We start from the raw sequence: 25034 nt of genomic DNA on the forward strand, positions 1-25034 counted from the left end.
GGAGGGGCTGGGGCGGTGCGGCGCGGGGGTCAGAGGACCAGGTGCGGGACCAGCAGGGCGCCCCAGATGGCGGAGTTGACCAGCATGATCCGGTCGCGCAGGAGGGTCTTGACGGGCTCGCCCCCGCCGCCGTCCACGATCACGATCTGGAGGTAGCGGAAGAGGGCGAAGAGCGCGCACACGGCCGTGAGCAGGGCGTACGGTCCAAAGCCCGACTCGGTGCGCAGATAGAGGAGGTAGCCGAAGAGGGTCAGGGCCGAGCACAGGACCAGGACGAGGTCGAGGAAGTGGGCCGAGTAGCCGACGAGGGCCGGCCGGTGCCCGGTGCCGGAGACGCTCAGCTCGTGCCGCCGCTTGCCCAGGATCAGGACCAGGCAGGACGCCAGCACGGTCAGCACCAGCCACATCTCGACCGGGCGTTGGGCGGCCTCGTAGCCGCCGAGCAGGCGGAGCACGAAGCCGGCGGCGACGACGAAGACGTCGAGGAGGGGAAGGTGCTTGAGCTTCCAGCTGTAGGCGCCGTTCACGGCGAGGTACAACAGGATGATCAGGGCGGACTCGGGCCCGAGGGTCAGCAGGGCGGGGACGAGCAGGGCGCCCAGCACGAGGGCCGTGGTCACGGCCGAGGCCATGCTCATCTGCCCCGAGGCGAGGGGACGGTGACGCTTGACGGGGTGCCGCTTGTCGCGCTCCACGTCGGCGATGTCGTTCAGGACGTAGACGAGGGATGAGGCGAGGACGAAGGCGCCGAGCGCGACGGCGACCCGGACGGCCGTCGTCGCGTCCGGGGCGCCGCCGAGCAGGGCCAGGGGCACCACGAGCAGGTTCTTGGGCCACTGACCGGGTCTGAGCAGGGCGAGCGGCGCGGGCAGCCTTCCTGTCCGTACCGGTGCCGGGGCGCTGGTGGGTCCGGCTAGCTGGGTCATGGCACGGCCTCTCAGAAGAAGATCTTCGCGGTGGACAGCAGGCCCTGACTCCACGGGTCGCGGCTGGTGCGGCCGGAGGCTCCCGTCTGCGGGGCGGTGTGGCGGGCGGTGCGCCACCACTCGTAGGTGCGCAGGACGGCGTCCGCGTTCGACAGGCGCGGGGAGAAGCCGAGTTTCGCCTTGGCCTTGTCGATGCTGACGTAGGAGTCGTCCATCAGCTTGTGGAGGAGCCGGCCGTAGACCGGCGAGAGCTTGGCCCGCTGGAGGACGTTGAGGAGGGTCAGGGCGGGGCGCGCGGGCAGGCCGATGACGCGCTTGCCGTGTCCCGCCGCGTCGAGCACCGCCTGGAAGTCCTCGCGGAGGGTGCCGAACTCGGCCGCGGCGAGGTTGTAGGTGTCGTTCGCGACCTCGTCGGGTGCGGTGAGAACGGTGACGACGGCGTCGACGAGGTCGTCGACGGCGAACATCTGGATGCGTACGTCGCCCTTGCCGAGGACGGGGAAGTGGCGGCCTTCCTCGGCCCATTCGAAGAGCATCGAGAACAGGCCCATGCGGCCGGGGCCGACGAAGGTCTTGGGCCGCAGGATGGGGACGCACATGCCCCCGGCCCGGTACCGCTCGGCGATCTCCTCGGCCGAGGCCTTGGCCCGGCTGTAGGTGTCGACCGGCTCGCGGGGGTACTCCTCGGGAGTGGGCACGATCGTGGGCAGGCCGTAGACCGCGGTCGAGGAGATGTGCACGACGCGGGGGGTGCCCGCCGCCCCGGCCGCCGCGAAGACGTTCTCGGTCCCGCCGACGATGATGGAGCGGATCTGTTCGTCGGGGTAGCTGGGCAGGGCGGCCGCGGCGTGGACGAGGACGTCGGCCCCCTCCAGGGCCTGGTCCATGAGCTCCCGGTCGCGGATGTCGCCGGTGAGCAGGACCAGGGGGCCGGGCCTGAGGTCGACGCCCCGTACCTCGTGGCCGTCGGCGAGGAGCCGTTCGGCCAGCCGGGAGCCGAGCATGCCGGCCGCGCCGGTGATCGTGATCACCACTGGGAGCTCACCTTCTGCTTGATGAAACGGGCCACGAGACCGGTCAGGCCGCGGCTGAGGACGTCGTCGAGGGCGTCGACCACGCGCTGGGCCTCCTCCGGTTCGGTGACCAGGGAGGGGCCGATGACGAGGGGGTTGTCGCCGTTGAGCGTGTAGTACGTGAAGATGCCGTGGTCCTGGTAGAGCGCGTTGATCACGGCGCAGGTGACGACCTTCGTCTTGAACCGCGGGTCCCTGGCCATCCCGCCGGGCGCGAGCTTCGCCACGAGGTCGAGGATTCGCGGGCCGCCCTCGATGAACACCCCCCACAGGGCACCGGCACCCGCCACGCGGCCGATCGCTTCGGGGTACTGCTCGGCGAGCCGTTCGAGACCGGGTCCGAGTACTGCTCCGAGTGCGCGGGCCCGCGCCGGATAGTCGTCCTCCATCGCGATGTTGACGGCTTCGAGGGCGGTGACGCACTCCTCGCCGAAGCCGTAGTAGGTGGTGGACGTGGACTGGAGCAGGGCGTCGCCGAGGCTGTCGTACGCCTTGCGGAAGACCGGCTCGCGGGCGACGAAGGCGGAGATGGAGGACTTGCCGCCGCCGAAGGACTTGGACGTGGTGAGCACGTCGGGGATCAGGCCCGGATAGCGCATGAAGTGGAAGAGGGAGCCGGTCTTCCCCCACCCCGTGTAGATCTCGTCGAAGATCAGCACGATCTTCTCGCGGTCGCAGATCTCGCGCAGGCCCCGCAGGAACTCCTCCGAGCACCACTGGATGGTGGAGGCGCTGAACGGCTCGATGAGCAGGGCGTACACGTCGCCGCGGTGTGCGGCGACGACCCTGCGGACGGAGTCGAGGTCCCCGTAGCGGAAGGTGTCCACGCCGGGGATGGTGGGGAAGGCGAACTGGGCCTGGCCGGTCAGGCCGCCCGAGCCGAGCAGCTTGCCGTGGAAGGCGCGGTCGGCGCGCAGGACCGTGTTCCGCTTGCCGTTGTGGTACTTGTACGCGAGCTTCACCGCGCCCTCGACCGCCTCGGCTCCCGAGTTCGGCAGGAAGGCCATGTTCAGGTCACCGGGCAGGACCTCGGCCAGGTTGTGGCCGAGGGCCGCGAGGTAGGGCGAGAAGTAGGTCTTGTGCACCTCCATGCGCCGGTCGCGGGCGAAGCGTTCGCGGGCGGCGAGGATGCGCGGATGGTTGTGGCCGTGGTTGAGGACGCCCACGCCGCCGGTCAGGTCGAGGATCCGCCTGCCGTCGTCGAGGGTGAGATAGGCGCCCTCGGCGCTCCGGACGAGCTCGCGGCCGAAGCCGAACGAGGTCATCAGGGACACCTGGCTCTTGTTCACGTAGCGGCGGTAGAGGTCGTGGACCTCGTCGACCTGGAGCTTCTCGACGTCGTCAAGGGTGTACACGGGCTTCTTCTCCCATCGGGGCGCTCGGGGCGCCGGGGGTGGTCGGGGTGACGAGGGGGGTACGGGGGACACGGGGCCCCGCGGCTGCCGGGGCGGACGCAACGGCCTCGGTGGACCCGGCGGCAGCGGTACGGGCGGCCCGGGAGGCTTTGACGTCCCTGGCTCGCGACCAGGCCAGGACCACCGCCGAGCTGGCGAGTTCGGCGACGACGCACACCAGCCGGCTGGCGATCGCCGCGGTGGCGGCCAGGCCGCCGGGCAGGACGGTGGAGAGGGCGGCGGTGAGGGTCAGCTCGCGCACGCCCCAGCCGTCGGGCACGATCAGCGCCAGGCTGCTGATCACGGTGGCCAGGGCGAAGCCGCCGACGGCCGCGCCGAGTCCGGCGAGGGGCGGCGCTCCGACGGCCAGGAGCAGGAACCACAGGTGGAGTCCGGAGGCGGTCCAGGAGGCGATCGCGAGCAGCACGGCCTTGCGGACGGCACCGTCCGGCGGTGGTACGACCGGCCGCTTCACCAGCCGGGCCGCGGCCACGACCGGCCGGGTGATCAGGGAGGGCCGTACGACCCCGGCGAGGAAGAAGAGCGCCGGCGGACACAGCCACATCCAGTGGCCGGGCAGTGCGGCGGGCGCCGCGACCAGCCCGACCGCCGCTCCGGTGAGCAGGGTCAGCGCCAGGCTCAGGACGTAGGCGGAGGTCATCTGGGCGCCGGGCACACCGGCCTCGCGGCCGTGCGCCACATGGGTGATGACACCCCAGACTCTGCCGGGCACGTACTTGCTCAGCTGGCCGAGGAAGTAGATCTTCGCCGCGCGCAGGCCGCGGATGGGGTGGTCGCCGGGGATGAGGGCCCGCCAGGCGTGCACGGCGAGGACCAGTCCGCCGATGTTGGCGACGACCGAGGCGACGATCAGGGGTACGGCGTCGGCGTGGGCGAACGCCTCGACCGCCTTGGGTCCTTCGCCCCGGACGAGGAGGAACACGCCGACCAGCGCGGCCACCACGACGACCGGGGTGAGGAGCCTGCGCAGCCACACGGTCATCGCGCCGCCGCCCGCTCGGGGCTCCGTCGGCCGCCGGTGGCGGTCCGGCCGGCCGTGAGGGCGCGGACGGCACCACTCGCGGCACCGGCCAGCAGCGCGGCGTGGTTGGCGAGGTGGACGCCTGTGAAGAAGGGGACGAAGGAGGCTCCCCGCCGCCGGGCCGCGAAGCGCAGCAGCCCGAGGTTGGCCAGGCAGAAGGCGAGCAGCCCGGCGACGGGGAGGGCCGACAGGACCGGCCCGGCCGGAGTGCTCCACGACAGGAGGAGGGCCAGGAGCGGCAGCGGCACGGAGCCAAGGCACAGGGCCGCGGCGAGGACCGACGCGGGGCTGTTGGCCGTCAGGTTGCTCCGGCCCCCGCGGCGGGCCGAGAGCAGGGCGGGCACGAGCAGCAGGGCCCTGCGGTACGTCTCCGAGAGGAGGGGACCGAGACGGTGCTCCTCGTCGTGGCGGGCCATCACCCTCTCGGTGAGCACGATGCGGTAGTGCGGGGCGAGCCGGTCGCTGAACTCCAGGTCCTCCGAGTCGCGCAGCCGCTCGTCGAAGCCTCCGAGCACCTCGAAGACCTCGCGGGGGACGGCCGCCTGGGCGAAGAAGGCGGTCTCCACCACTCCGGCGCCCCGGGCGCGCCACCAGTACGCGTGCAGCACCTTGTACCACTCGACGGGCCCGTCGTCGAAGAGCGGCTCGGGCGCGATGACGCCGTGCACACAGCCGCAGGAGGGATCGTCGCGCAGGATCTCCAGCGCGTTGGCCACCGAGTCCGGGGTGAGCGCCTCGTCGGAGTCGAGGAAGAAGAGGACGTCGCCGGTGGCGGCGGCGATTCCCGCGTTCCGGGCCGCGGAGACCCCGCGGTTGCCCCCGCCTCCGATGAGGACGCACGGATGGTTCCGGGCGATCTCGGCGGTCCCGTCGGTGCTGCCGTCGTCGACGACGATGACCTCGTGGACGGGGTGGGTCTGCGCCTGGACGGATCTCAGACATGCGTCGAGGGTGCGTGAGGAGTTGTAGGCCGGTATGACGACCGACACGGTTCGCGTCATGGGGAGAGGACACCGGGCCCTCGTATTGACGGCATATCGATCGCGTATCGCGTCTTCTCGCAGTCTGAGACGACCAACAAACCTTGAAAGAAAGGAAGTTGAGAGCTGCTAGCGTTCCCGGCCGTGAGCCCCCGAACCCTCCCCGGCGCCCGTGACGAGACCGCCGGGAGCGCCTCCGCGAACGCCTCGCCGCACTCCGTTCCGCGTCCGGTTCCAGCCACTCGCGGAAGACGGCGTGCCACCGGTCTCCTCATCGGCGCCACGGCCGCGTGGGCGCTCCTCCTGGGCCTCGGACAGGTGCTGAGCGGCCGGTGGTGGCTGTGGCTGCTGCCGGACCTCGCTCCGCCACCGGCCTTCGTCGCGGTGCCCGTCCTGCTGATCGCCCTGTCCTGCGCCGTGGCCACCCGGCGCGCCCGCCGGTGGCTGCTCCCCGTCCTCGCGGTGCTGCTGGCGGCGGGGGTGGGGAGGGCGGGGCTCCACTGGGGGGCGCTGGTGCCCGTCGGGGGCCCGGGCCCCGCCCCGGCGGGCGCGCTCAAGGTCTTCTCGTGGAACACGCTCTACTGGGACACGACCGACGATCCGGCAGCGTTCCACCGCTATCTGCGGTCCAAGGACGCCGACGTCTACCTGCTCCAGGAGCACCTGACCCGGGAGGACGGCAGGCATAGGGAGATCGACCGGCTCGACCGGCTGCGCGCCGAGTTCCCCGGCTACCACCTCGTGGCGCGCGGGGAGCTGGTCACCCTCTCGCGGTACCCGGTCGTCGCCGCGCCCGAGGTGGGGCCGGGCCGCCCGCCGGGCCCGTCGTCGTCCTGGCGGGAACGGTTCGAGTGGCACAAGGTGCTGCGCACCGACGTGGACGTCGACGGCACGGTGGTGTCGTTCTACAACGTGCACATCCCCGTGCAGCTGGACATCGAGCGGAGCTGGCTGAGTTCCGGCTTCTACCGGGTGGTCCGCGACACCGACGCCGTACGGAAGGAGCACTACGCGGCGCTGCTCCGCGACGCGCGTGCGAACCCCCATCCGCTGCTCATCTCGGGCGACTTCAACACGACCCCGGCCATGGGCGATCTGGACGGGCTACGGGGGGAGTTCCGCGACGCGCTGCCCGCCGGCTCGTCCTTCCTTCCCGGCACATGGGGCGGTGAGGGGCTGCCGCTGTGGCGGCTGGACTGGACGTTCACCGACGAGCGGCTGCGCGTGCACCGCTACGCACTGGTGTCCGCCTCCGGCCTCTCCGACCACAGGGGCCAGGAGCTGCTGGTCTCCCCGGCCCGCTGAACCGGGGCGCGGGCGGGGAGGGTCACGGGCCCGGACCCGCGCCCTCCGCGACCCTCCCCCGGCCACGGGCCCGGGCCCGCCGTCCGTGCCCGCGCCCGTGGCTCCCTCAGGTGCCCGCCTCGTCCAGTCGGCGCCTCTGCTCCGGGTCGAGGGTGAGGTCGAGCGCTCCCATGGCCTCCTCCACCTGCTCGACCCGGCTCGCCCCGACGACGGGCAGCACGGTCGGTTCGCCGTCGAGGAGCCAGGCCAGCACCACCTGATTGACGCTCGCGCCGAGCTCTCCGGCGACCTCGCGCAGCGCCGCGAGCCTCGGGGGGGTGCCGGGGTGGTCGTACGCGGCGGGTATCCCCACCTCGGGGCGGGTGTAGCCGCCGGAGAGCAGCGCGCTGTACGCCCACAGCGTGAGGTCGCCCTCGCTGCGCGCGAAGTCGAGGAGTTCCCCGGTGACATGGACGTGTCCCGACGAGGGGAGGGCCTTGTCGAAGCGGGGCTGGAGGTAGGAGTGGCGGTACTGGAGGTGGGTGTAGCGCGGGCGCTCGCCGGCGAGGGCGCGGGCGCGCTCGACGCGCCAGACGGCGTGGTTGCTGACGCCGAGTTCGGCGGTCTTCCCCTCGTCGACGAGGTCGGCCAGGGCCGCGACGGTTTCGCCGAGCGGGACCGTGCGGTCCTCCAGGTGGGCCCAGAAGACGTCGACCCGGTCGACGCCGAGCCGGCGCAGGCTGCCCTCCAGGGCGCTCCTGACCGCCTTCTCGGAGAGCCCCTCGGCGTCCGGGGAGCCGGGGGCGGCGGGCCTGCCGCCGCACTTGGTGGAGAGGACCAGGCCGTCGCGGCCGCCGCGCGCGGCGAGCCAGCGGCCGACGGTCTCCTCACTCTCGTCCCCGGTGCCCCCTTCGGCCCAGTACGCATAGTTGTTGGCGGTGTCGATCACGGTGCCGCCCAGTTCGGTGAAGCGGTCGAGCACGGCGAACGAGGTGGCCTCGTCGACGGTCGTACCGAACGGCAGGGCGCCGAGTATGAGGGTGCGCTGCGGGATCGCCATGGATACAGTCCTTCTCGGAGGCACTTGGACTAGACCATCTTGGATCATCCGCGCGGGCGGCGCAGGCGTTTGGCCGGTCAACCCCTGTCCGACGCAGGGGATTTCACGCTGCCCCCCACGGGGCGTTTCAATTGGTCTAGACCTACAATCGGCGGCGGCCTGCCATCACGGCTCGGCGCACGTCGGCACGGACAGTCAACGGCACGATGGGGTTCACCAGGGGGAGATCGCCTTGCTGGAGGCGCTGGGAATAGCACAGTCCGCCGAGATCGTCTATCGGCTCATGCTCGAACGGCCCGACTACGGGGTGGCGGACATGGCCCGCCGGCTCGGCTGGACCGAACAACGGGTCCGCGAGGAACTGGGCCGGCTCACGGAGGCACGGCTCATCGCCATGGAGGACGACTCCGGGGAGATCCTGCCGTTCGATCCCGAGGTCGGGTTCTCCTTCCTCCTCTCGCGCGCCGAGGCCGAACTGAGCCGCCGTCGTCGACAGGTCGAGCGCGCCGAGCGGGCGGTGGCCGACATCCTCGCCGCGCGCCCCGACCGCGCCGACGCCCGCCACGACGTGGTGCACCGGGTGGTGGGCCTGGAGACCGTCCGCCGGCGCCTGGAGGACCTCGCCGCGAACGCCCGCACCGAATGCCTCTCCCTGCTCCCGGGCGGGGCGCAGCTGCCCGACACGATGGACGCGAGCCAGCCGCTCGACCAACTCTGCCTGGAACGCGGGGTGCGGATCCGCTCGATCTACCAGGACAGCTTCCGCAACGACCCCCCGACCGTCGACTACGTGCGCTGGTACTGCGACCTCGGCGGCGAGGCGCGGACCGTGCCCGTGGTCCCCATGCTCATGGTGATCGTCGACCGTGAGGCCGCGCTCGTCCCGGTCGACCCGGAGGAGGGGCGCGCCGGCGCCCTCGAAGTCCGCAGCCCCGGCCTCGTGCACGCACTCGTGGTCCTCTTCGACCAGCTCTGGGACACGGGCACCCCCTTCGGCGAGGCACCGCGTCGCGACGAGCACGACCTCTCCCCGCGGGAGCGGGAGTTGCTCATGCTGCTCGGCATCGGCTGCACCGACGACCTCGCCGCCCGGCGGCTCGGGATCTCCCTGCGGACCGTACGCCGGATGAGCTCGGAGCTGCGGGACCGGCTCGGCGCGCGCAGCCGGTTCGAAGCGGGGGTGCGGGCCGTCAAGGAGGGGTGGCTCTGACCTGCGGTGGTCCCCCCGTTTCCGTACCGATATGCGGACGGGGGGTTACGCACGGCGGTCACAGGATCTAGATTTCGCGCACGTTGAGCCAGTGATCGCGCGAGGGGACGGATCGTCATGCCGCAAACGCCCACACCAGCCCCGCCGGAACAGGGGCAGCGGGCCTTGTCCCCGAAGTCCGTCGCCATCTGGGTCTCGGTCGCCCTGGTCGGCGGCATCGGATGGGCCATCCTCGCGCTCTCGCGGGGTGAGGAGGTCTCCGCCGCCTGGATGCTGGCGGCGGCCCTGGGCTCGTACGCCATCGCCTACCGCTTCTACTCCCGGTTCATCGCCAACCGGGTGCTGCGGGCCGACAAGAACCGCGCGACCCCCGCCGAACGGCTCGACAACGGTGTCGACTTCCATCCCACCGACCGCCGGGTCCTCTTCGGCCACCACTTCGCCGCCATCGCGGGCGCCGGGCCGCTGGTCGGTCCCGTACTCGCGGCGCAGATGGGCTACTTGCCCGGCACGATCTGGCTCGTCGTCGGCGTCATCTTCGCCGGTGCCGTCCAGGACATGGTGACGCTCTTCTTCTCCACCCGCCGCAACGGCCGTTCGCTGGGCCAGATGGCGCGCGACGAGATCGGGCCGGTCGGCGGGATCGCCGCCCTGGTCGCGGTGTTCATGATCATGATCATCCTGCTCGCGGTTCTCGCGCTGGTCATCGTGAACGCGCTCGCCCACTCGCCCTGGGGCGTCTTCTCCATCGGCATGACGATCCCGATCGCGCTCTTCATGGGCGTCTATCTGCGAATCCTGCGCCCCGGCAAGGTCAGCGAGGTCTCGCTCATCGGCGTCGCGCTGCTGCTGCTCGCGATCGTCGCGGGCGGCTGGGTGGCCGAGTCGTCCTGGGCGGACTTCTTCACGCTGGAACCGGGCACGCTGGTCGTCTGGATGATCGTGTACGGGTTCCTCGCCTCCGTGCTGCCCGTGTGGCTGCTGCTGGCGCCGCGCGACTACCTCTCCACCTTCATGAAGGTCGGCACGATCGCCCTGCTGGCCCTCGGTGTGGTGATAGCGCTGCCCACCCTGAAGATGCCCGCGGTCACCGACTTCGCGAGCAGCGGCGCGGGGCCCGTCTTCGCGGGCTCGATGTTCCCGTTCGTCTTCATCACGATCGCCTGCGGCGCGCTCTCCGGCTTCCACTCCCTGGTCTCCTCGGGCACCACCCCGAAGATGGTCCAGAAGGAGACCCAGATCCGGATGATCGGCTACGGCGCGATGCTGACCGAGTCGTTCGTGGCGATCATGGCGATGATCGCCGCCTGCATCATCGACCCCGGCCTGTACTTCGCCATCAACGCACCGGCCGGTGTGATCGGTGACAGCGTCCAGGCCGCCTCCGAGGCCGTGGCCGGCTTCGGCTTCTCCATCTCCCCCGAGGCGCTGGCCCAGGCGGCCAAGGACGTCGAGGAACAGAGTCTGCTGTCCCGGACCGGTGGCGCACCGACGTTCGCGCTCGGCATGGCGGAGATCTTCTCCGCGGTGATCGGCGGTACCGCCATGAAGGCGTTCTGGTACCACTTCGCCATCATGTTCGAAGCGTTGTTCATCCTCACCACCGTCGACGCGGGCACCCGCGTCGGGCGCTTCATGCTCCAGGACATGCTCGGCAACGTCTACAAGCCGTTCCGCGAGGTCAGCTGGAAGCCTGGCGTGTGGTTCGCCAGCGCCGTCGTCGTGGGCGGATGGGGCTACTTCCTCTGGGTCGGTGTGCACGACCCGCTGGGCGGCATCAACCAGCTCTTCCCGCTGTTCGGCATCGCCAACCAGCTGCTGGCCGCGGTCGCGCTGGCCGTCTGCACCACGCTGCTGGTGAAGTCCGGCCGGCTGAAGTGGGCCTGGGTCACCGCGGTGCCCCTGGCCTGGGACGTGGCGGTCACACTCACCGCGAGCTGGCAGAAGATCTTCTCCGAGGACGTGAAGATCGGGTTCTTCGCCCAGCGCGACAAGTACCAGGCGGGCATCGACGCCGGCGAGGTGCTGGCCCCCGCCAAGAACATGGAGGAGATGCGGACCGTCGTCACCAACTCCACTGTCGACGGGGTGCTGTGCGCGCTCTTCGCGGCCCTCATCATCGTGGTCCTCGTGGACGCCGGGCGGGTCTGCTTCAACGCCATCCGCGACCCGGAGAGCGTCAAGCTCCACGAGGCGCCGTTCGTCCGGTCCAGGCTGGTCGCCCCGGCGTCGATCCTCGCGACCAAGGAGGAGAAGGCCGAGCTGGTCGCGGCGGGCGTCGGCCCCGAGGGCGGCATCCGCGTGGAGGACGGCGGTACGGACCTGACGAAGGCCCGGACATGAGTGTGCGGGACGTCCGCCGGATCGCCGGCCGCATCCGCTGGTACGTGCGCGAGCTGACCGGCGAGTCGGCCTACGACCGTTACGTGGCGCACGCGCGGGCACACGATCCGGACACACCGGTCATGACCCGCCGCGCCTTCGAGCACAGCCGCACCGACGCCCGCGAGGCGGACCCCCGCGAGGGCTTCCGCTGCTGCTGATCGCCACCGGTCCGCAGGGGCCGCCGTACCCCTCCCAGGGGCGTGGCGGCCCCTTTTCGCGCCCTCCTGCCGGCCCGTCCGCTCCGGGCCGAACCGGAGAAAAGCCGGGCGAAGAATCCACACCGCCCCGGAAAAGTTATGTCGGCCGACACAACATGTGGGGGCTTCCTCATCAGGCGGCCCCCACATGTATGCTCGACCTCGCTGTCGTCGCAGGGGAATCCGGTGCGAATCCGGAACTGTCCCGCAACGGTGTGATCAGTGTGCTTTTGCACACCTGAAGTCCGAAGACCTGTCGACAGTGCGTCCGGATCGACCGAACCGGATGCCAGACGTCCGGGCCTCGCGGATAGGCCGGTGGACGCCGTCAGCAGTGCTGCCCCGACCCGGGCTTCGCGCTGCCCGGCTCCCCTGCCTGCTGCCGGCCCCCAGCCGAGCGAGGGAAAGCCCAGTGACCATCGCGCCCGCCGATCCGGTTTCAGCCACCGAATCCGCAGTGTCCACCACGTCCGGAGACGCCTCGAACGACGGACCCGGGACCGCCCTGCTGCGGGCCCTGACCGACCTCACCGTCGATCTGCCCGACACCGACCCCGGACGGGTCGCCGCTGCCGCGTTGCGCGGGCGCAACGCCCGCTCCGACGAGGCCGAGCTGCGCTCGCTGGCCACCGAGGCCGCCGCGGGGCTGATCTCCGAGGACCCCGCGTACTCCAAGCTCGCCGCCCGGCTGCTGACCCGGACGATCGCCGACGAGGCCGCGAGCCAGGGCGCCACGTCCTTCTCCGCCTCGGTCGCCGTCGGCCACCGCGAGGGCCTGATCGCGGACCGCACGGCCGCCTTCGTCGAGCTGCACGCGAAGGCGCTGGACGAGCTGGTCGAGCGGACGCTGTCCGAGGGCGCGGACGACCGTTTCGGCTACTTCGGCCTCCGTACGCTGCACAGCCGCTACCTGCTGCGCCACCCGCACACCCGCCAGGTCATCGAGACCCCGCAGCACTTCATGCTGCGCGTGGCCGCGGGCCTGGCCGAGGACGAGTCGGTGCGGGCGCTGGACGAGGTCGCCTCGCTCTACGGGCTGATGAGCCGGCTGGACTACCTCCCCTCCTCCCCCACGCTCTTCAACTCCGGCACCCGTCACCCGCAGATGTCCTCCTGCTATCTGCTGGACTCCCCCAAGGACGAGCTGGACTCGATCTACGACCGCTACCACCAGGTGGCGCGGCTCTCCAAGCACGCGGGCGGCATCGGTCTGTCCTACTCCCGCATCCGCGCCCGGGGTTCGCTGATCCGGGGCACCAACGGGCACTCCAACGGCATCGTGCCGTTCCTCAAGACGCTGGACGCCTCGGTGGCGGCGGTGAACCAGGGCGGTCGGCGCAAGGGCGCTGCGGCGGTCTACCTGGAGACCTGGCACGCGGACATCGAGGAGTTCCTTGAGCTCCGCGACAACACGGGCGAGGACCAGCGGCGTACGCACAACCTGAACCTGGCGCACTGGATCCCGGACGAGTTCATGCGCCGGGTCGACGCCGACACCGAGTGGTCGCTGTTCTCGCCCGCCGAGGTGCCCGAGCTGGTCGACCTGTGGGGCGACGAGTTCGACGCGGCCTACCGCGCGGCCGAGGCCAGGGGGCTGGCCCGCAAGACGATGCCCGCGCGTGAGCTGTACGGCCGGATGATGCGTACCCTCGCGCAGACCGGCCAGGGCTGGATGACGTTCAAGGACGCCTCCAACCGGACCGCGAACCAGACCGCCGAGCCGGGCCGGGTCGTCCACTCCTCGAACCTGTGCACCGAGATCCTTGAGGTCACCAACGACGGCGAGACGGCCGTCTGCAACCTGGGCTCGGTCAACCTGGGCGCGTTCGTCGCCCATGGCTCGATCGACTGGGACCGCCTGGACGCCACGGTCCGTACGGCCGTGACCTTCCTCGACCGGGTCGTCGACATCAACTTCTACCCGACCGAGCAGGCCGGACGCTCCAACTCCCGCTGGCGGCCGGTCGGTCTGGGCGCCATGGGTCTCCAGGACGTCTTCTTCCAGCTGCGCCTGCCCTTCGACTCGCCCGAGGCCCGCGCGCTCTCCACGAAGATCTCCGAGCGGATCATGCTGGCGGCGTACGAGGCGTCCTGCGACCTCGCGGAGCGGTCGGGCCCGCTGCCCGCCTGGTCCGAGACGCGGGCCGCGCGCGGTGTGCTGCACCCCGACCACTACGACACCGAGCTGAACTGGCCGGAGCGCTGGGACGCCCTGCGCGCCCGGGTCGCGAAGACCGGTATGCGCAACTCGCTGCTGCTCGCCATCGCGCCGACCGCCACGATCGCCTCGATCGCCGGTGTGTACGAGTGCATCGAGCCGCAGGTCTCCAACCTGTTCAAGCGCGAGACGCTCAGCGGTGAGTTCCTCCAGGTCAACGCCTACCTGGTGGACGAGCTGAAGAAGCTCGGCGTGTGGGACGCCCGCACCCGTGAGGCGCTGCGCGAGGCGAGCGGCTCGGTGCAGGGCTTCGCCTGGATTCCGGAGGACGTGCGGGCGCTGTACCGCACCGCGTGGGAGATCCCGCAGCGCGGCCTGATCGACATGGCGGCGGCCCGTACGCCGTTCCTCGACCAGAGCCAGTCGCTCAACCTGTTCCTGGAGACGCCGACGATCGGCAAGCTCTCCTCGATGTACGCGTACGCCTGGAAGCAGGGGCTGAAGACGACGTACTACCTGCGTTCGCGCCCGGCGACCCGGATCGCCCGTGCCGCGTCCGGTCAGGCGTCGGCCGCCGCCCCCATTCCCGTACAGCAGGCGTCGGCTCCCGACGCGGACGCGATCGCCTGCTCCCTGGAAAACCCTGAGTCCTGCGAGGCCTGCCAGTAATGAGCACCGACGACAACAAGAACCTGCTCGACCCGGGATTCGAGCTGACCCTGCGTCCCATGCGCTACCCGGACTTCTACGAGCGCTACCGGGACGCGATCAAGAACACCTGGACCGTGGAGGAGGTCGACCTCCACTCGGACGTCTCCGACCTCGCCAAGCTGTCGCCGGGCGAGCAGCACATGATCGGCCGGCTGGTGGCGTTCTTCGCGACCGGTGACTCGATCGTCTCGAACAACCTCGTGCTGACGCTGTACAAGCACATCAACTCCCCCGAGGCGCGGCTGTACCTGTCGCGGCAGCTCTTCGAGGAGGCCGTGCACGTCCAGTTCTATCTGACGCTGCTGGACACCTATCTGCCCGACCCGGACGACCGGGCGGCCGCGTTCGACGCGGTCGAGGAGATCCCCTCGATCCGTGAGAAGGCGCAGTTCTGCTTCAAGTGGATGGACTCGGTCGAGAAGATCGAGCGGCTGGAGACAAAGGCGGACCGCCGCCGCTTCCTGCTCAACCTGATCTGCTTCGCGGCCTGCATCGAGGGGCTGTTCTTCTACGGCGCGTTCGCGTACGTGTACTGGTTCCGCTCGCGGGGTCTGCTGCACGGTCTCGCCACCGGCACCAACTGGGTGTTCCGTGACGAGACGATGCACATGAACTTCGCGTTCGAGGTCGTGGACACCGTCCGCAAGGAGGAGCCGGACCTCTTCGACGACGAGCTCCAGCAGCAGGTCACCGACATGCTGAAGGAGGCCGTCGACGCCGAGCTCCAGTTCGGCCGCGACCTGTGCGGCGAGGGCCTGCCGGGCATGAACACCGAGTCGATGCGCGAGTACCTCCAGTGCGTCGCCGACCAGCGGCTCGCCCGCCTCGGCTTCCCGACGGTGTACGGCTCGGAGAACCCGTTCTCCTTCATGGAGCTCCAGGGCGTCCAGGAGCTGACGAACTTCTTCGAGCGCCGCCCGTCCGCCTACCAGGTGGCCGTCGAGGGCTCGGTCGGGTTCGACGACGACTTCTAGCCGCCCGGGATCCGTCAGATCCTGGCCCAGCTTCTGAGGTAGGGGCGCCGCGCAGCCGTGACCGGTCGCGCGGCGCCTTCCGTTTCCGGGGGCCCTGCCGTCCGCGCCTTCCGTTCCGCCTCCCGCAGTTCGCGGTCGATCCGGCGCTCGCGGGCGAGACCGACGACGGCCGGAGCCGCGACCAGGGCGAAAAGTGCTGCTACGACCAGGTAGTTCAGGAATGTGTTCATGCCTCTACTCTGGTCCACCCGGGCAGAAATCATCAGTGGCAGCACTGCCATGGAACATCCAATTACTGCCACACTGAGTCCATGCTGACCAATGTCGCCGCCCTGCTCCTGGACGAGGTCCACCCCTTCGAACTCGGCGTGCTGTGCGAGGTGTTCGGCCTCGACCGCAGCGACGAGGGCCTGCCGGTGCACGATTTCGCGGTGGTCTCCGCCGAGGGCCCCGTCCTGCGCACCCACGCGGGCTTCACCATCAGCACGCCCCATGGCCTGGACCGGCTGGAGGAGGCCGACCTCATCGCCGTACCGGCGGGCAGCCACTTCATGGAGCGGGAGTATCCCGAGGAGGTGCTCGCAGCGCTGCGCCGGGCCGTGGAGCGCGGCTCCCGGGTGCTGAGCGTCTGCTCGGGGGCGTACGTCCTCGGCGCGGCCGGGCTGCTGGACGGCCGCCGCTGCACCACGCACTGGCGGCACGCGGCGGAGCTGGCCCGGCGCTACCCGAAGGCGATCGTGGAGCCGGACGTGCTGTACGTGGACGAGGGCCCCGTGATCACCTCGGCCGGCACCGCCGCCGGGATCGACGCCTGCCTGCACCTGGTCCGCCGGGCGTACGGCCAGGAGGCGGCCAACACCATCGCCCGGCGGATGGTGGTGCCCCCGCACCGGGACGGCGGCCAGGCGCAGTACATCAACCGCCCGCTGCCCCGGAACGCGTGCGACACGGTCGGCGCCACCTTGGCGTGGATGGAGCACCATCTCGACCAGGAGCTGACCGTGGAGCAGCTGGCGGCGCAGGCGCACATGTCGCCGCGCACCTTCGCCCGGCGGTTCCAGCAGGAGACCGGGACCACGCCGTACCGCTGGCTGCTGCGGCAGCGGGTGCTGCTGGCCCAGCACCTGCTGGAGACCTCCGACCTGACGATCGACACGATCGCGGGACAGACGGGCTTCGGTACGGCGGCGACCCTGCGACACCAGTTCGTACGGTCGCTGGGGACCACACCGAACGCCTACCGCCGCGCCTTCCGGGGCCCGTCGACCGCGGCCGTGCCCGACGTCGCCTGAGCGCCGCCGGGCCGGGCACCGGGAGGGGCCGGGGTCAGATGCCGCACCGGGACGCCGACCAGAAGCGGTTGGGCCCCTGGTTGACGTGCACGTGGTCACCGTGACCGGCGTAGCCCGGGCCGAGGATTCCCCTGAAGCCGTGGTAGCGGGCCTGCTTGGCCAGCGTGCACAGGGAGTGCGGCGAGGCGCCGAGGTCGACCGCGTCGCCGTACAGATGGCGGCTGTTGGAGGCTCCGCCGACGGCCGCGTTGCAGGAGACGGAGCGGAAGCCGCTGGTGACGCGGATGGGCTGGTCGCCCAGCGCGTGGCGCAGCGCCTCCAGCTTCCACATGCTGCTCAGCGCGTTGGCCCTGGCCGTGCCCGCCGAGACCTTCCCGCCGGCCCAGGTGCTGTTGCACTTGTTCAGCTCGGGGTACGTGAAGTGGATCGGGGTGCAGTCGCTGTCCTGGAGCGCGTAGATCTTGGCCTGGGTGGCCGGGCCCGCGATCCCGTCGGCGGCCAGGCCGTAGGCCGCCTGGAACCGCTTGACGGCGGCGGTGGTGGCCGGACCGTAGACGCCGTCGATGGCGAGCACGGAGTTGTAGCCGGGCCAGCCCGCCACCCGGATCTGGAGCTGGGTGACGTCGTTGCCGGTGGCTCCGGAGGAGAGTGTGCGGGTCCAGGTGTAGCAGCCGTCGGCCTGCGCGGGGCCGGCGGTCAGGACCGCCCCGCCCAACGCGAATGTGATGGTCATGACAAATCCGAGCAGAACGCGTGCGGTACGTCTCAGCACAGGGGGTCTCCCTCTGAACGTCACGGGCGGTGTCCAGGTGAGCCTGGCCCAGGAGTCGACGCGCGTCAACTACCTCTGAGCAAACGGCAGTTATCCGCCCGGTGGTATCCGGAAAGCCAAGGGGCCCGGCGCCCGGGAACGGCGTCGGGCCCCTGCGGCGCGGCCTCAGCCGTTGGGCACGGTCTCGTAGCGCGGCGTGCCCTCTTCCATCTGCCGCAGCGCGTCCTTGCGGTCCCGCTTGGAGAGCCGGTCGATGTACAGGTAGCCGTAGAGGTGGTCCGTCTCGTGCTGGAGGCAGCGCGCGAAGTAGCCGGTGCCCCTGACCCGGATCGGGTTGCCCTTCGCGTCCTGGCCGCGCACCACCGCATAGTCGGGGCGGGCCAGGGAGGCGTACGCGGTCGGGACCGAGAGGCAACCCTCGTTGGAGTCGTCCAGCACCCGCCGCTCGGGGGCGAGCTCCTCCAGGACCGGGTTGCAGACGACCCCGGTGTGCCGCTTCCCGTCGTCGTCCGGGCAGTCGTAGACGAAGACCTTGAGGTCCACACCGATCTGGTTGGCCGCGAGGCCCACGCCCTCGGCCGCCTTCTGGCTGGCGAACATGTCGTCGATCAGCTGCGCCAGCTCGTCGCCGAACTCGGTGACGTCCTTGCACTCCTTGTGCAGCACCGGGTTGCCCACGACCGTGATCGGACGGGAGGTGCCGCGCTCGCGGTACGCGGCCTCGCGCGCCTCACAGTCCTCGGTGTCGACGATGAACCCCTCGTCGTCCACGCCGATCGTCCCGTCCGTCTCCTGCTGCGACATGTCCGCCGTACGCCTTCCTGCAAAACCTGAACTCGGTGAACCCCGCCGAACCCGCCGGAAACCGGGAACCACGGGAGGAGCAGCACCGCGATCGGTGCGCGTACAGCCTACGGGCAGCGGTCAGCAGACTTCTTCGAGATCCCGCCACTCACGGCTGTCGGGGCTGTCGGCGACCCAGCCGTCCAGCAGTCCGCGCACCAGCCCGGCGGGGGCCGCGAGACCGCACTCGCGCTCCGGGACCCACAGGTCACCGGCGCCCGCGGTGCGGTGGCCCAGCGGGCCCGGGTGGCCGGGCTCGCTGTGGTCGTGCGGGTCCAGGTGCTCCCCGTCCCCCTCGTCGCTCTCCATCCGGCTCTCCGAACAGGCCCGGCACAGCAGCCGTACGGAGGAGGACCAGTCCTCGGCGGCGAACCCGGCGTCCGAGGCCAGCTTCTCCAGGGCGTCGCGGTCGTCCTCGGTGGCCGCCTCCAGCAGCACCACCCAGGTCGGCACCGGCGAGGGCGCCCACAGCTCGATCTCGTCGAACACCGGATAGGCGGGCCCGGCCGCGGTGACCCGCTCGCCGTTGGGCACCCCGTCGTGCAGGACGACCTCGCCCCAGCGCCGCCCGGAGGACGGCAGCGGAATGGACAGCACCTCGATCCGGGCCGGGTCGAGCCGACGGCCCCAGACCACCTCGGCCTCGCCCTCCGGCGAGAGCCGCACCGCCGCGCTGCCCAGCTCCATGCCGGTCGGCTCGGTGGTCGCCGCGCTGTGCTGGCCGCTGCCGGGGACCTTGAGGCCGTACGCCTGCCAGGCCCGGCGCGCCAGTGGCCAGTCCTGGAGCGCGGTGGCCGCGATGCCGACGTTCCACCAGTCCGGGGCGCCGGACTCGCGGTCCAGCAGCGCGACCGCCCGCAGGCCCGCCGCGCGCGCCTGCTCCCAGTCGTGCCGGAACTTGTGCAGCAGTGCCAGATTGAACCAGGACTCCGAGAGCCAGGGCTCCAGATCCGCCGCGCGCGTCAGCAGCGCCCCCGCGTCCTCGTACCGGCCGTCGCCGATCAGCGTGAACGCGCGGTCCGTGGCCTGCCGCCAAGAGGCGGACGGACGATGCCGTACCTTCCCGAAGATCCTCACGATTCCCGCCTGTCCCGACTGGACACCCTCGTTATCCGCTCTGCTTTCGCATCCAACCATGCCCGGCCCGACGCCCGCTCATTACCCATGGGTTACCCAGCCCCGGCCGGGGTCAGACCGCCCCGCGCCAGGACTCGTCCCAGCGCCTCCACCACCTGCGGCTGGTGGTCGTGCCCGGTGCCGAGCCTGAGGAGCTCCAGTGCGCCGAGCGGCCCGCTCACGCTTTCCCCGCACAGGTCGTCGTATGCGTTGACCGTCCTGACGATCCTGGCGGCGGGCAGTTGTTCCCGGTACGGATCGGCCTGCTGCTCGACCACCGCGGCCACCGCCGGGTCCACACCGGTGCGCCGGACGACCGCCCCGCCGAGCAGGGCGATGCGGCGCTGCTCGGCGGCGGGCAGCCGGGCGGTGGCCCCGCCCGCGACCGGGTCGAGAAGGGAGAGCTGGCCGATGTCGTGCATCAGGGCGGCGTGCTCCAGGACGGTCAGCTGCCGTCCGGTCAGCCCCAGCTCCCGGCCTACGGCGGTGGCGAGCGCGGCGACCCGGCGGGCGTGGCCGGGCGGGGTGTACCCGGCGATCTCGGTGGCGCGGGCGAGCGAGGAGACGGTCTGGCGGGAGGTCGTGCGCGCGGCCGCGTACCGGCGGAAGGAGACCTGCGTGAGCAGCAGCGGCCCGCACAGCACGGGCAGCGCCCAGAGCCCGGCGACCGCGACGCCCAGCGCCAGCACGACGCCGGTCGCCCCGACCGCCGGCCCGATCCCGGCGAGCGCGCGCAGCTCGTCACCGAGGAGCGGTGCGTACGGAGGCGGGGCGCCGGGACCCGCGGGCCGGTCCGCCGAGCGGGCCAGGAGGGCGGCCAGCAGGGCGTCGCACAGCACGGTCAGCGCCAGCAGGACGAGCAGGAACAGGGCGAAGGCCAGCCCCTCGCCGAACCAGCGGACCGCCTGCCCGGAGTTGTACAGCGGCTGGAAGCAGACGGCGGCGAAGCCCACGGTCAGCGTCCGGCGGGCGGCCCGGTCCGCGTCCACGCGGTGGCCGCGCGCCGCCCTGGGCACGGCGGCGAGCGCCTGCGCGGCGACCACCACGGCGACCACCTGGAGCGCCCCGTGCCCGGTCGGCCGCCCGGCGCTGTCCCCGAGCAGGGCGTACGCGAGCGCCCCGGCGGCGCCGAGCGGCGCTGGCTCCCGTTCCCCGGGGTGCGCACCCCGGCGCGCGGCCTCCCCCAGGACCACGAGCAGCCCGAAGGCCAGCGCGTGTCCCGGCCCGACGAGTCCCTGCACCAGAGTGTGCGTGAACGCGACGAGGGCGAGGGCGAAGGCCGTCCCGCGCACCGCGAGGGCAGCGGGGGCGGGCGTGGCGGCCGCGTACCCGCCGCTCACCGACGGCCTCCGGGGGACGGGGACGGGCGGGGGGCGGGGCCCGGCGCGGCGTGCCCCGCCGACCGCGCGCCGGGCACCTGGGCCGCCTCCCGGCGGCTCCCCTCCACCGCACCTCCCGGTTCGTCCGCCGTGACGGCGGTGTCGGCGGCGCTCCAGCCGTGCCGGTCCAGGGCGCGGCCCAGCGCCCGCACCATGCGCGGGTCGAACTGGCTGCCCGCGCACCGCTCCAGCTCGGCGAGCGCGGCGGCCACGGGCCGGGCGCGCCGGTAGGAGCGGTTGGAGGTCATCGCGTCGAAGGCGTCGGCGACCGCGACGACCCGGGCGGACTCGGGGATGCGCGAACCCCTGAGTCCGTAGGGGTATCCGCTGCCGTCGAGCCGTTCGTGGTGGTGCAGGATCGCCTCGCGCGCCTCGTCCAGGAAGGCGATGCCCCGGACGATCTCGTGTCCGTACTCCGGGTGCAGCTCCATGATCCGGCGCTCCTCGGGGGTGAGGGGGCCGTCCTTGCGGAGCACCCGGGTGGGTACGCCGAGCTTGCCGATGTCGTGCAGGATCCCGGCGAAGCGGAGTGCCTCCAGCCGGCTGTCGTCCATGCCGAGTTCGCGGGCGATCAGCACGGAGGCCCGGCCGACCCGCTCGCTGTGGCCCCGGGTGTAGGTGTCCTTGATGTCGACGGCGTGGACGAGCGCGCGGATGGTGGCCCGGTGGGCGGCCCGCTCGCGGTGGTACTGGGCGAAGACCCAGCAGGAGACGGACATCGGCAGCAGGACGAGGAGCGCGGAGACCGGCCCGTACGAACTGCGCCACAGGACGGCCATCAGCAGCCCGGAGAGCGCGTGCACCAGGTGGGGGCCGAGCGCGCGGAAGCAGCCCGCGCCAGGTGCGGTGTACGGGCCGCCGTTCCGCCGCCGCGAGGATGACCCCGTCGAGCGCGGTCAGGACCGTGCTGAAGGCGACCGACGCGGCGCAGACGGGAAGCAGGGCGAGCGGGAAGTCCGGTGCCAGGCCGGGGCCGCCGAGGGTCGCCGGTCCGCCGAGGGCGGTGTGGACCCAGGAGGCGGCGGCACAGGTGAGGGCGAGCTGGGCGGCCCGCCAGATCCGGCGGGCGGCGTACGGCGGCCGCTCCACCTTCCCGGTCAGCGCCCCCGGGACCGCCACCAGCGCGGCGGCGGCGGGCGGCAGCAGAAAAGCCGCGGCGAGGAGCAGCGGAACGGACGATCCGGCGCCGACGGTCAGGGAGCCGCCCGCGTGACGGCGACGGGAGGCCAGCTCACAGCCGAGACCGAGTGCGGCGAGCAGCGCCGTCGTGCCCCACGGGACCGGGACCTCAGCGGCGTACCCGGGGAGCGTGCAGCAGACCGCGCTGAGGACCGCGACCAGGATGCAGACGCGCGCCGCCGCCGGTGTGCCCCTCACGCCCGCACTCGCCCCCCAGCATGGTCGATGGAGGCGCCACGCTAGCGAGTTGTCCGGCTCACCGAGCCGCTACGGGTCCGATTAGCACATTCGGGTGACTATTCGGTAGCGGTCGCCGACCGGTCCGTGCTGTGCACGGATACATCCTGGTCGGGTACGGCCTCGCCGGCCCGGATCAGATCGATCCGGCCCATCACCTTGGAGCGCAGGTCGGCAGGGACGTCGTCCTGTCCGCAGCAGCGCTTCACCAGCTTCTTCACGGCCTGTTCGAGGCCGTACTTCTCCAGGCACGGGGAGCACTCCTCGAAGTGCACCTCGAACTTGGTGCAGTCGCCCGCGGGCATCTCCCGGTCGAGAAACTCGTAGAGATGATCGAGCACCTCCGAGCAGTCCGTCTCGTGCGGCTCTCCGCAGCTCATGAGGCCGAGCCCTTCCGATCGTCCGAGTCACCGGCACCGGCTGCGACGAGCCCGCGCTCACGGGCGTAGTCCTCCAGCATGCCGCGCAGCTGGCGGCGGCCGCGGTGCAGCCGGGACATCACCGTACCGATGGGAGTCCCCATGATGTCCGCGATCTCCTTGTAGGCAAAGCCCTCGACATCGGCGAGATACACGGCGATGCGGAACTCCTCGGGGATCGCCTGGAGCGCCGACTTCACGTCGGAGTCCGGGAGATGGTCGAGGGCCTGGGACTCGGCCGAGCGCAGACCGGTCGACATGTGCGACTCGGCGCGGGCCAGCTGCCAGTCCTCGATCTCCTCGGCGGCGCTGCGCTGGGGCTCGCGCTGCTTCTTGCGGTACGAGTTGATGAAGGTGTTGGTGAGGATGCGGTACATCCACGCCTTGAGGTTGGTGCCCTCGCGGAACTGGTGGAAGGAGCCGTACGCCTTGGCGTAGGTCTCCTGGACCAGGTCCTCCGCATCGGCGGGATTGCGCGTCATGCGCAGCGCGGCCGAATACATCTGGTCGAGAAAGCCCAGGGCGTCGCGCTCGAAGCGCGCGTTGCGCTCGGCGGGCGTCTCCGGTGCGCGGCCGTCGTCGGTCCCTGTGTCGGTCCCAGTGACCGGACCCACCTCCTCCAACGATGTGGCGGAGCCGAAACCGGACCCGCTCGCATCGGAGAATAGTCGACCCTGCTGGGAGACGGCCTGTCGATTACCGCCGCTCAGGGGCCGCTCGGGGGTGGTCCTCGCCGCGGGCAGCACGCTCCACTCCAGGTCAGCGGTGTTCGAGCGGCTCGGGCAGATGGTCGAACCCATGCGACGGACTCCCTCTCCACGTACGACGTTGTTGTACCGACGTCCCGAACAACAGCGCCCCCGTGCGGAGCATTCCCGTGGCCCGTGTCACCCGAGTGACGTGAGCCACCCGGTGACCGCCTCGGTGAGGATGCCCATCGTCTGCTCCTCGCTCTGCCCGGCCTTCTTCGGTACGGCGAAGCCGTGGTCCCCGTACGGCACTTCGGCCAGCTCGTACGGGCCGGGCGGGAACTCCTCCGGCCGCCCGAACGGGTCGTTGCCGCCCTGCACCACGAGGGTGGGCACCCCGGCACCGAGGAGCTCGTCGGCGCGGGACTTCTCGGGCCTGCCCGGGGGGTGCAGCGGGAAGCTGAGCGCGAGGACGGCCGCAGCGCCCAGCTCGGTGGCGGTGCGGCAGGCGACCCGGGCCCCGGCGCTGCGTCCCCCGGAGACGACGGGCAGTCCGGGCTCGGCCAGGGCGGGCCACAGTCCGCGCCAGCCGGTGTCCAGGGTCTTCGGGGCGGGCGCCACCTTCTTGCCCGCCACCCGCCATGGCTGCTCCACCAGGGCGACGGTGACGCCCTGTCCGGGCAGGGCGGCGGCCAGGGCCTTCAGATCGCGGGCCTCGATGCCGCCGCCCGCCCCGTGGCTCACGGCCAGCACGAGGCGGGCCCGCGCACCGGTCGTGGCGGGGAGCCAGGTGATCCGGGCCTCTCCGGCGTCGGTGGGGATGCTCTGCACGCTCTTCTCACGGCTCACGCGTCCCATCCTGCCTCCCCTCCCGTTCAGAACAGCGTCGACTCCTCCGGCGCGGCCAGCTCCTCCAGCAGCTCCGGTCCGTTGTTGCGGACGTTGCTGACGGCGGTGGCGACCGGGTAGGCCCGCATCAGCCCGCCGGGCGGCGGCTCCAGCAGCGCGCGCAGCTCGTCGAGGCCCGTGCGCGAGGGGTCCAGCCAGGCGTCCCAGCGGTCCGGGGTGAGCATCAGCGGCATCCGGGGGTGGATGTCGGCGAGGGCGCCGGGTCCTTCGGCGGGGGCGACCGCCAGCGGTGCGGTCTCCGCCTCGGTGGTGATCACCGAGCAGGTGACCCACCAGGCCAGCTCGTGGTCGCCGGGCAGGGTCGGGTCGCGCCAGAACTCGTACAGTCCGGCCATCGCGAAGACCGAGCCGTCGGCGGGGGTCACGAAATACGGCTGCTTGCGCGCCCGCTTCCTGCCCTTCTTCTCCTCCAGCTGCCGTTCCTCCGCGCCGGTGACCCACTCGTAGTAGCCGTCGGCGGGCAGGATGCAACGACGCTGAGCGAAGGCGTTCCGGAAGGAGGGCTTCTCGTGGACGGTCTCCGCGCGGGCGTTGATCATCCGGGCGGCGCCCTCGGGGCTCTTCGACCAGGACGGGACGAGCCCCCATTTCAGGGTGCGCAGCTGGCGAACCGGACGCCGGTCGTCCGCGTCCTTAACAGGACGCTCCAGAACCGCGTAGACCTCTTTGGTCGGCGCCACGTTCCAGTCCGGCTCCAAGGCCTCGGTGGGTTCCCACTTCTCGACGCCGAAGAGTCCGGTCAGGTCCTCGGGCTTCCGACTCGCTGCATACCTTCCGCACATAAGTGCCACACTGCCACGACCGA

General features: G+C 71.6%; 24 protein-coding genes and 1 riboswitch. Of the genes, 8 read left to right on the forward strand and 16 right to left on the reverse strand.

All coding sequences use genetic code 11. The annotated features are described in order from the left end of the window. Positions 1-29 precede the first annotated feature (29 nt). From ACZ5WC_RS21130 to ACZ5WC_RS21150, 5 genes are read right to left on the reverse strand one after another with little or no spacing between them, the layout of a single operon-like run. On the reverse strand, positions 30-926 hold the full coding sequence (locus ACZ5WC_RS21130) for a UbiA prenyltransferase family protein (protein ID WP_468542233.1): 897 nt from the start codon (positions 924-926) through the stop codon (positions 30-32). 11 nt (positions 927-937) lie between these two features. Continuing rightward, the gene (locus ACZ5WC_RS21135) at positions 938-1960 is read right to left on the reverse strand and encodes an NAD-dependent epimerase/dehydratase family protein (RefSeq protein WP_468542234.1); all 1023 of its coding nucleotides are present in this window, start codon (positions 1958-1960) and stop codon (positions 938-940) included. Beyond that, positions 1954-3354 carry an aspartate aminotransferase family protein gene (locus ACZ5WC_RS21140; RefSeq protein ID WP_468542235.1) on the reverse strand — a complete coding sequence of 467 codons (1401 nt, stop codon included), beginning with the start codon at positions 3352-3354 and terminating at the stop codon, positions 1954-1956. Before ACZ5WC_RS21140 ends, ACZ5WC_RS21135 begins: the two co-directional genes overlap by 7 nt. Then, entirely contained in the window at positions 3341-4396 is a 1056-nt protein-coding gene (locus ACZ5WC_RS21145; protein ID WP_468542236.1) for a lysylphosphatidylglycerol synthase domain-containing protein, read from the reverse strand. The genes ACZ5WC_RS21140 and ACZ5WC_RS21145 overlap by 14 nt, the downstream gene beginning before the upstream one ends. Beyond that, positions 4393-5436 (reverse strand): glycosyltransferase family 2 protein, encoded by a 1044-nt coding sequence (locus ACZ5WC_RS21150; protein WP_468542237.1) that lies wholly within the window; start codon positions 5434-5436, stop codon positions 4393-4395. Before ACZ5WC_RS21150 ends, ACZ5WC_RS21145 begins: the two co-directional genes overlap by 4 nt. Before the next feature lie 123 nt (positions 5437-5559). Between ACZ5WC_RS21150 and ACZ5WC_RS21155 the strand changes: the two genes are divergently transcribed. Continuing rightward, the gene (locus ACZ5WC_RS21155) at positions 5560-6720 is read left to right on the forward strand and encodes an endonuclease/exonuclease/phosphatase family protein (protein ID WP_468542238.1); all 1161 of its coding nucleotides are present in this window, start codon (positions 5560-5562) and stop codon (positions 6718-6720) included. A 106-nt stretch (positions 6721-6826) separates the two neighbouring features. Here the strand turns inward: ACZ5WC_RS21155 and ACZ5WC_RS21160 are convergent, their stop codons facing one another. After that, positions 6827-7759 carry an aldo/keto reductase gene (locus ACZ5WC_RS21160; protein ID WP_468542239.1) on the reverse strand — a complete coding sequence of 311 codons (933 nt, stop codon included), beginning with the start codon at positions 7757-7759 and terminating at the stop codon, positions 6827-6829. A 232-nt stretch (positions 7760-7991) separates the two neighbouring features. Here ACZ5WC_RS21160 and ACZ5WC_RS21165 point away from each other — a divergent pair, with 232 nt between their 5' ends. The 5 genes from ACZ5WC_RS21165 (at position 7992) to ACZ5WC_RS21185 (ending at position 15394) form a co-directional block, all read left to right on the forward strand. Beyond that, entirely contained in the window at positions 7992-8969 is a 978-nt protein-coding gene (locus ACZ5WC_RS21165) for a helix-turn-helix transcriptional regulator (RefSeq protein ID WP_468542240.1), read from the forward strand. 117 nt (positions 8970-9086) lie between these two features. Further along, positions 9087-11312, forward strand: a complete 2226-nt coding sequence (locus ACZ5WC_RS21170; protein ID WP_468542241.1) for a carbon starvation CstA family protein — start codon at positions 9087-9089, stop codon at positions 11310-11312. Then, positions 11309-11512 carry a YbdD/YjiX family protein gene (locus ACZ5WC_RS21175; protein ID WP_096625955.1) on the forward strand — a complete coding sequence of 68 codons (204 nt, stop codon included), beginning with the start codon at positions 11309-11311 and terminating at the stop codon, positions 11510-11512. The genes ACZ5WC_RS21170 and ACZ5WC_RS21175 overlap by 4 nt, the downstream gene beginning before the upstream one ends. 191 nt (positions 11513-11703) lie before the next feature. Beyond that, positions 11704-11826: riboswitch (cobalamin riboswitch) on the forward strand. Positions 11827-11963: 137 nt separating this feature from the next. Next, a complete protein-coding gene (locus ACZ5WC_RS21180) occupies positions 11964-14378 on the forward strand; it encodes a ribonucleoside-diphosphate reductase subunit alpha (RefSeq protein ID WP_468542242.1) in 2415 nt (804 codons plus the stop codon). Next, complete coding sequence (locus ACZ5WC_RS21185) at positions 14378-15394, forward strand: ribonucleotide-diphosphate reductase subunit beta (RefSeq protein ID WP_468542243.1); 1017 nt, start codon at positions 14378-14380, stop codon at positions 15392-15394. Before ACZ5WC_RS21180 ends, ACZ5WC_RS21185 begins: the two co-directional genes overlap by 1 nt. Positions 15395-15408: 14 nt before the next feature. On the opposite strand, the gene ACZ5WC_RS21190 is transcribed toward ACZ5WC_RS21185, so the two are convergent. Further along, a complete protein-coding gene (locus ACZ5WC_RS21190; RefSeq protein WP_468542244.1) occupies positions 15409-15624 on the reverse strand; it encodes a hypothetical protein in 216 nt (71 codons plus the stop codon). A gap of 81 nt (positions 15625-15705) precedes the next feature. Between ACZ5WC_RS21190 and ACZ5WC_RS21195 the strand changes: the two genes are divergently transcribed. Next, on the forward strand, positions 15706-16686 hold the full coding sequence (locus tag ACZ5WC_RS21195; RefSeq protein WP_468542245.1) for a GlxA family transcriptional regulator: 981 nt from the start codon (positions 15706-15708) through the stop codon (positions 16684-16686). Positions 16687-16720: 34 nt separating this feature from the next. On the opposite strand, the gene ACZ5WC_RS21200 is transcribed toward ACZ5WC_RS21195, so the two are convergent. The 5 genes from ACZ5WC_RS21200 to ACZ5WC_RS21220 form a co-directional block, all read right to left on the reverse strand. Further along, positions 16721-17458, reverse strand: coding sequence for a D-Ala-D-Ala carboxypeptidase family metallohydrolase (locus tag ACZ5WC_RS21200; protein ID WP_468542246.1), 738 nt, complete (start codon positions 17456-17458; stop codon positions 16721-16723). A 165-nt stretch (positions 17459-17623) separates the two neighbouring features. Beyond that, entirely contained in the window at positions 17624-18262 is a 639-nt protein-coding gene (def, locus tag ACZ5WC_RS21205; RefSeq protein WP_468542247.1) for a peptide deformylase, read from the reverse strand. Positions 18263-18382: 120 nt separating this feature from the next. Then, positions 18383-19378: a tetratricopeptide repeat protein gene (locus ACZ5WC_RS21210; protein WP_468542248.1), complete on the reverse strand. Its 996-nt coding sequence runs from the start codon at positions 19376-19378 to the stop codon at positions 18383-18385. A gap of 92 nt (positions 19379-19470) precedes the next feature. Further along, positions 19471-20757, reverse strand: a complete 1287-nt coding sequence (locus tag ACZ5WC_RS21215) for an HD-GYP domain-containing protein (RefSeq protein ID WP_468542249.1) — start codon at positions 20755-20757, stop codon at positions 19471-19473. Continuing rightward, on the reverse strand, positions 20754-21599 hold the full coding sequence (locus ACZ5WC_RS21220; RefSeq protein WP_468542250.1) for an HD-GYP domain-containing protein: 846 nt from the start codon (positions 21597-21599) through the stop codon (positions 20754-20756). Before ACZ5WC_RS21220 ends, ACZ5WC_RS21215 begins: the two co-directional genes overlap by 4 nt. Positions 21600-21700: 101 nt before the next feature. Here ACZ5WC_RS21220 and ACZ5WC_RS21225 point away from each other — a divergent pair, with 101 nt between their 5' ends. Continuing rightward, positions 21701-22009 carry a hypothetical protein gene (locus tag ACZ5WC_RS21225; protein ID WP_468542251.1) on the forward strand — a complete coding sequence of 103 codons (309 nt, stop codon included), beginning with the start codon at positions 21701-21703 and terminating at the stop codon, positions 22007-22009. Positions 22010-22271: 262 nt separating this feature from the next. On the opposite strand, the gene rsrA is transcribed toward ACZ5WC_RS21225, so the two are convergent. The 4 genes from rsrA to ACZ5WC_RS21245 form a co-directional block, all read right to left on the reverse strand. After that, complete coding sequence (rsrA, locus tag ACZ5WC_RS21230) at positions 22272-22592, reverse strand: mycothiol system anti-sigma-R factor (protein ID WP_468542252.1); 321 nt, start codon at positions 22590-22592, stop codon at positions 22272-22274. Further along, the gene (locus ACZ5WC_RS21235; RefSeq protein ID WP_010061546.1) at positions 22589-23245 is read right to left on the reverse strand and encodes a sigma-70 family RNA polymerase sigma factor; all 657 of its coding nucleotides are present in this window, start codon (positions 23243-23245) and stop codon (positions 22589-22591) included. Before ACZ5WC_RS21235 ends, rsrA begins: the two co-directional genes overlap by 4 nt. A gap of 273 nt (positions 23246-23518) precedes the next feature. After that, on the reverse strand, positions 23519-24178 hold the full coding sequence (locus tag ACZ5WC_RS21240) for an alpha/beta hydrolase family protein (protein WP_468542253.1): 660 nt from the start codon (positions 24176-24178) through the stop codon (positions 23519-23521). 17 nt (positions 24179-24195) lie between these two features. Beyond that, entirely contained in the window at positions 24196-25011 is an 816-nt protein-coding gene (locus ACZ5WC_RS21245; RefSeq protein ID WP_468542254.1) for an SOS response-associated peptidase, read from the reverse strand. Positions 25012-25034: the final 23 nt, after the last annotated feature.

Source organism: Streptomyces sp. NPDC033165, assembly GCF_055577965.1.

Excerpts from the sequence above, each read along its gene's own strand:
- ACZ5WC_RS21145 (WP_468542236.1), bottom strand. The coding sequence starts at position 4,396 with ATGACCGTGTGGCTGCGCAGGCTCCTCACCCCGGTCGTCGTGGTGGCC.
- ACZ5WC_RS21245 (WP_468542254.1), bottom strand. The coding sequence starts at position 25,011 with ATGTGCGGAAGGTATGCAGCGAGTCGGAAGCCCGAGGACCTGACCGGA.
- ACZ5WC_RS21130 (WP_468542233.1), bottom strand. The coding sequence starts at position 926 with ATGACCCAGCTAGCCGGACCCACCAGCGCCCCGGCACCGGTACGGACA.
- def (WP_468542247.1), bottom strand. The coding sequence starts at position 18,262 with ATGTCGCAGCAGGAGACGGACGGGACGATCGGCGTGGACGACGAGGGG.
- ACZ5WC_RS21240 (WP_468542253.1), bottom strand. The coding sequence starts at position 24,178 with ATGGGACGCGTGAGCCGTGAGAAGAGCGTGCAGAGCATCCCCACCGAC.
- ACZ5WC_RS21150 (WP_468542237.1), bottom strand. The coding sequence starts at position 5,436 with ATGACGCGAACCGTGTCGGTCGTCATACCGGCCTACAACTCCTCACGC.
- rsrA (WP_468542252.1), bottom strand. The coding sequence starts at position 22,592 with ATGAGCTGCGGAGAGCCGCACGAGACGGACTGCTCGGAGGTGCTCGAT.
- ACZ5WC_RS21185 (WP_468542243.1), top strand. The coding sequence starts at position 14,378 with ATGAGCACCGACGACAACAAGAACCTGCTCGACCCGGGATTCGAGCTG.
- ACZ5WC_RS21160 (WP_468542239.1), bottom strand. The coding sequence starts at position 7,759 with ATGGCGATCCCGCAGCGCACCCTCATACTCGGCGCCCTGCCGTTCGGT.
- ACZ5WC_RS21175 (WP_096625955.1), top strand. The coding sequence starts at position 11,309 with ATGAGTGTGCGGGACGTCCGCCGGATCGCCGGCCGCATCCGCTGGTAC.
- ACZ5WC_RS21170 (WP_468542241.1), top strand. The coding sequence starts at position 9,087 with ATGCCGCAAACGCCCACACCAGCCCCGCCGGAACAGGGGCAGCGGGCC.
- ACZ5WC_RS21190 (WP_468542244.1), bottom strand. The coding sequence starts at position 15,624 with ATGAACACATTCCTGAACTACCTGGTCGTAGCAGCACTTTTCGCCCTG.
- ACZ5WC_RS21195 (WP_468542245.1), top strand. The coding sequence starts at position 15,706 with ATGCTGACCAATGTCGCCGCCCTGCTCCTGGACGAGGTCCACCCCTTC.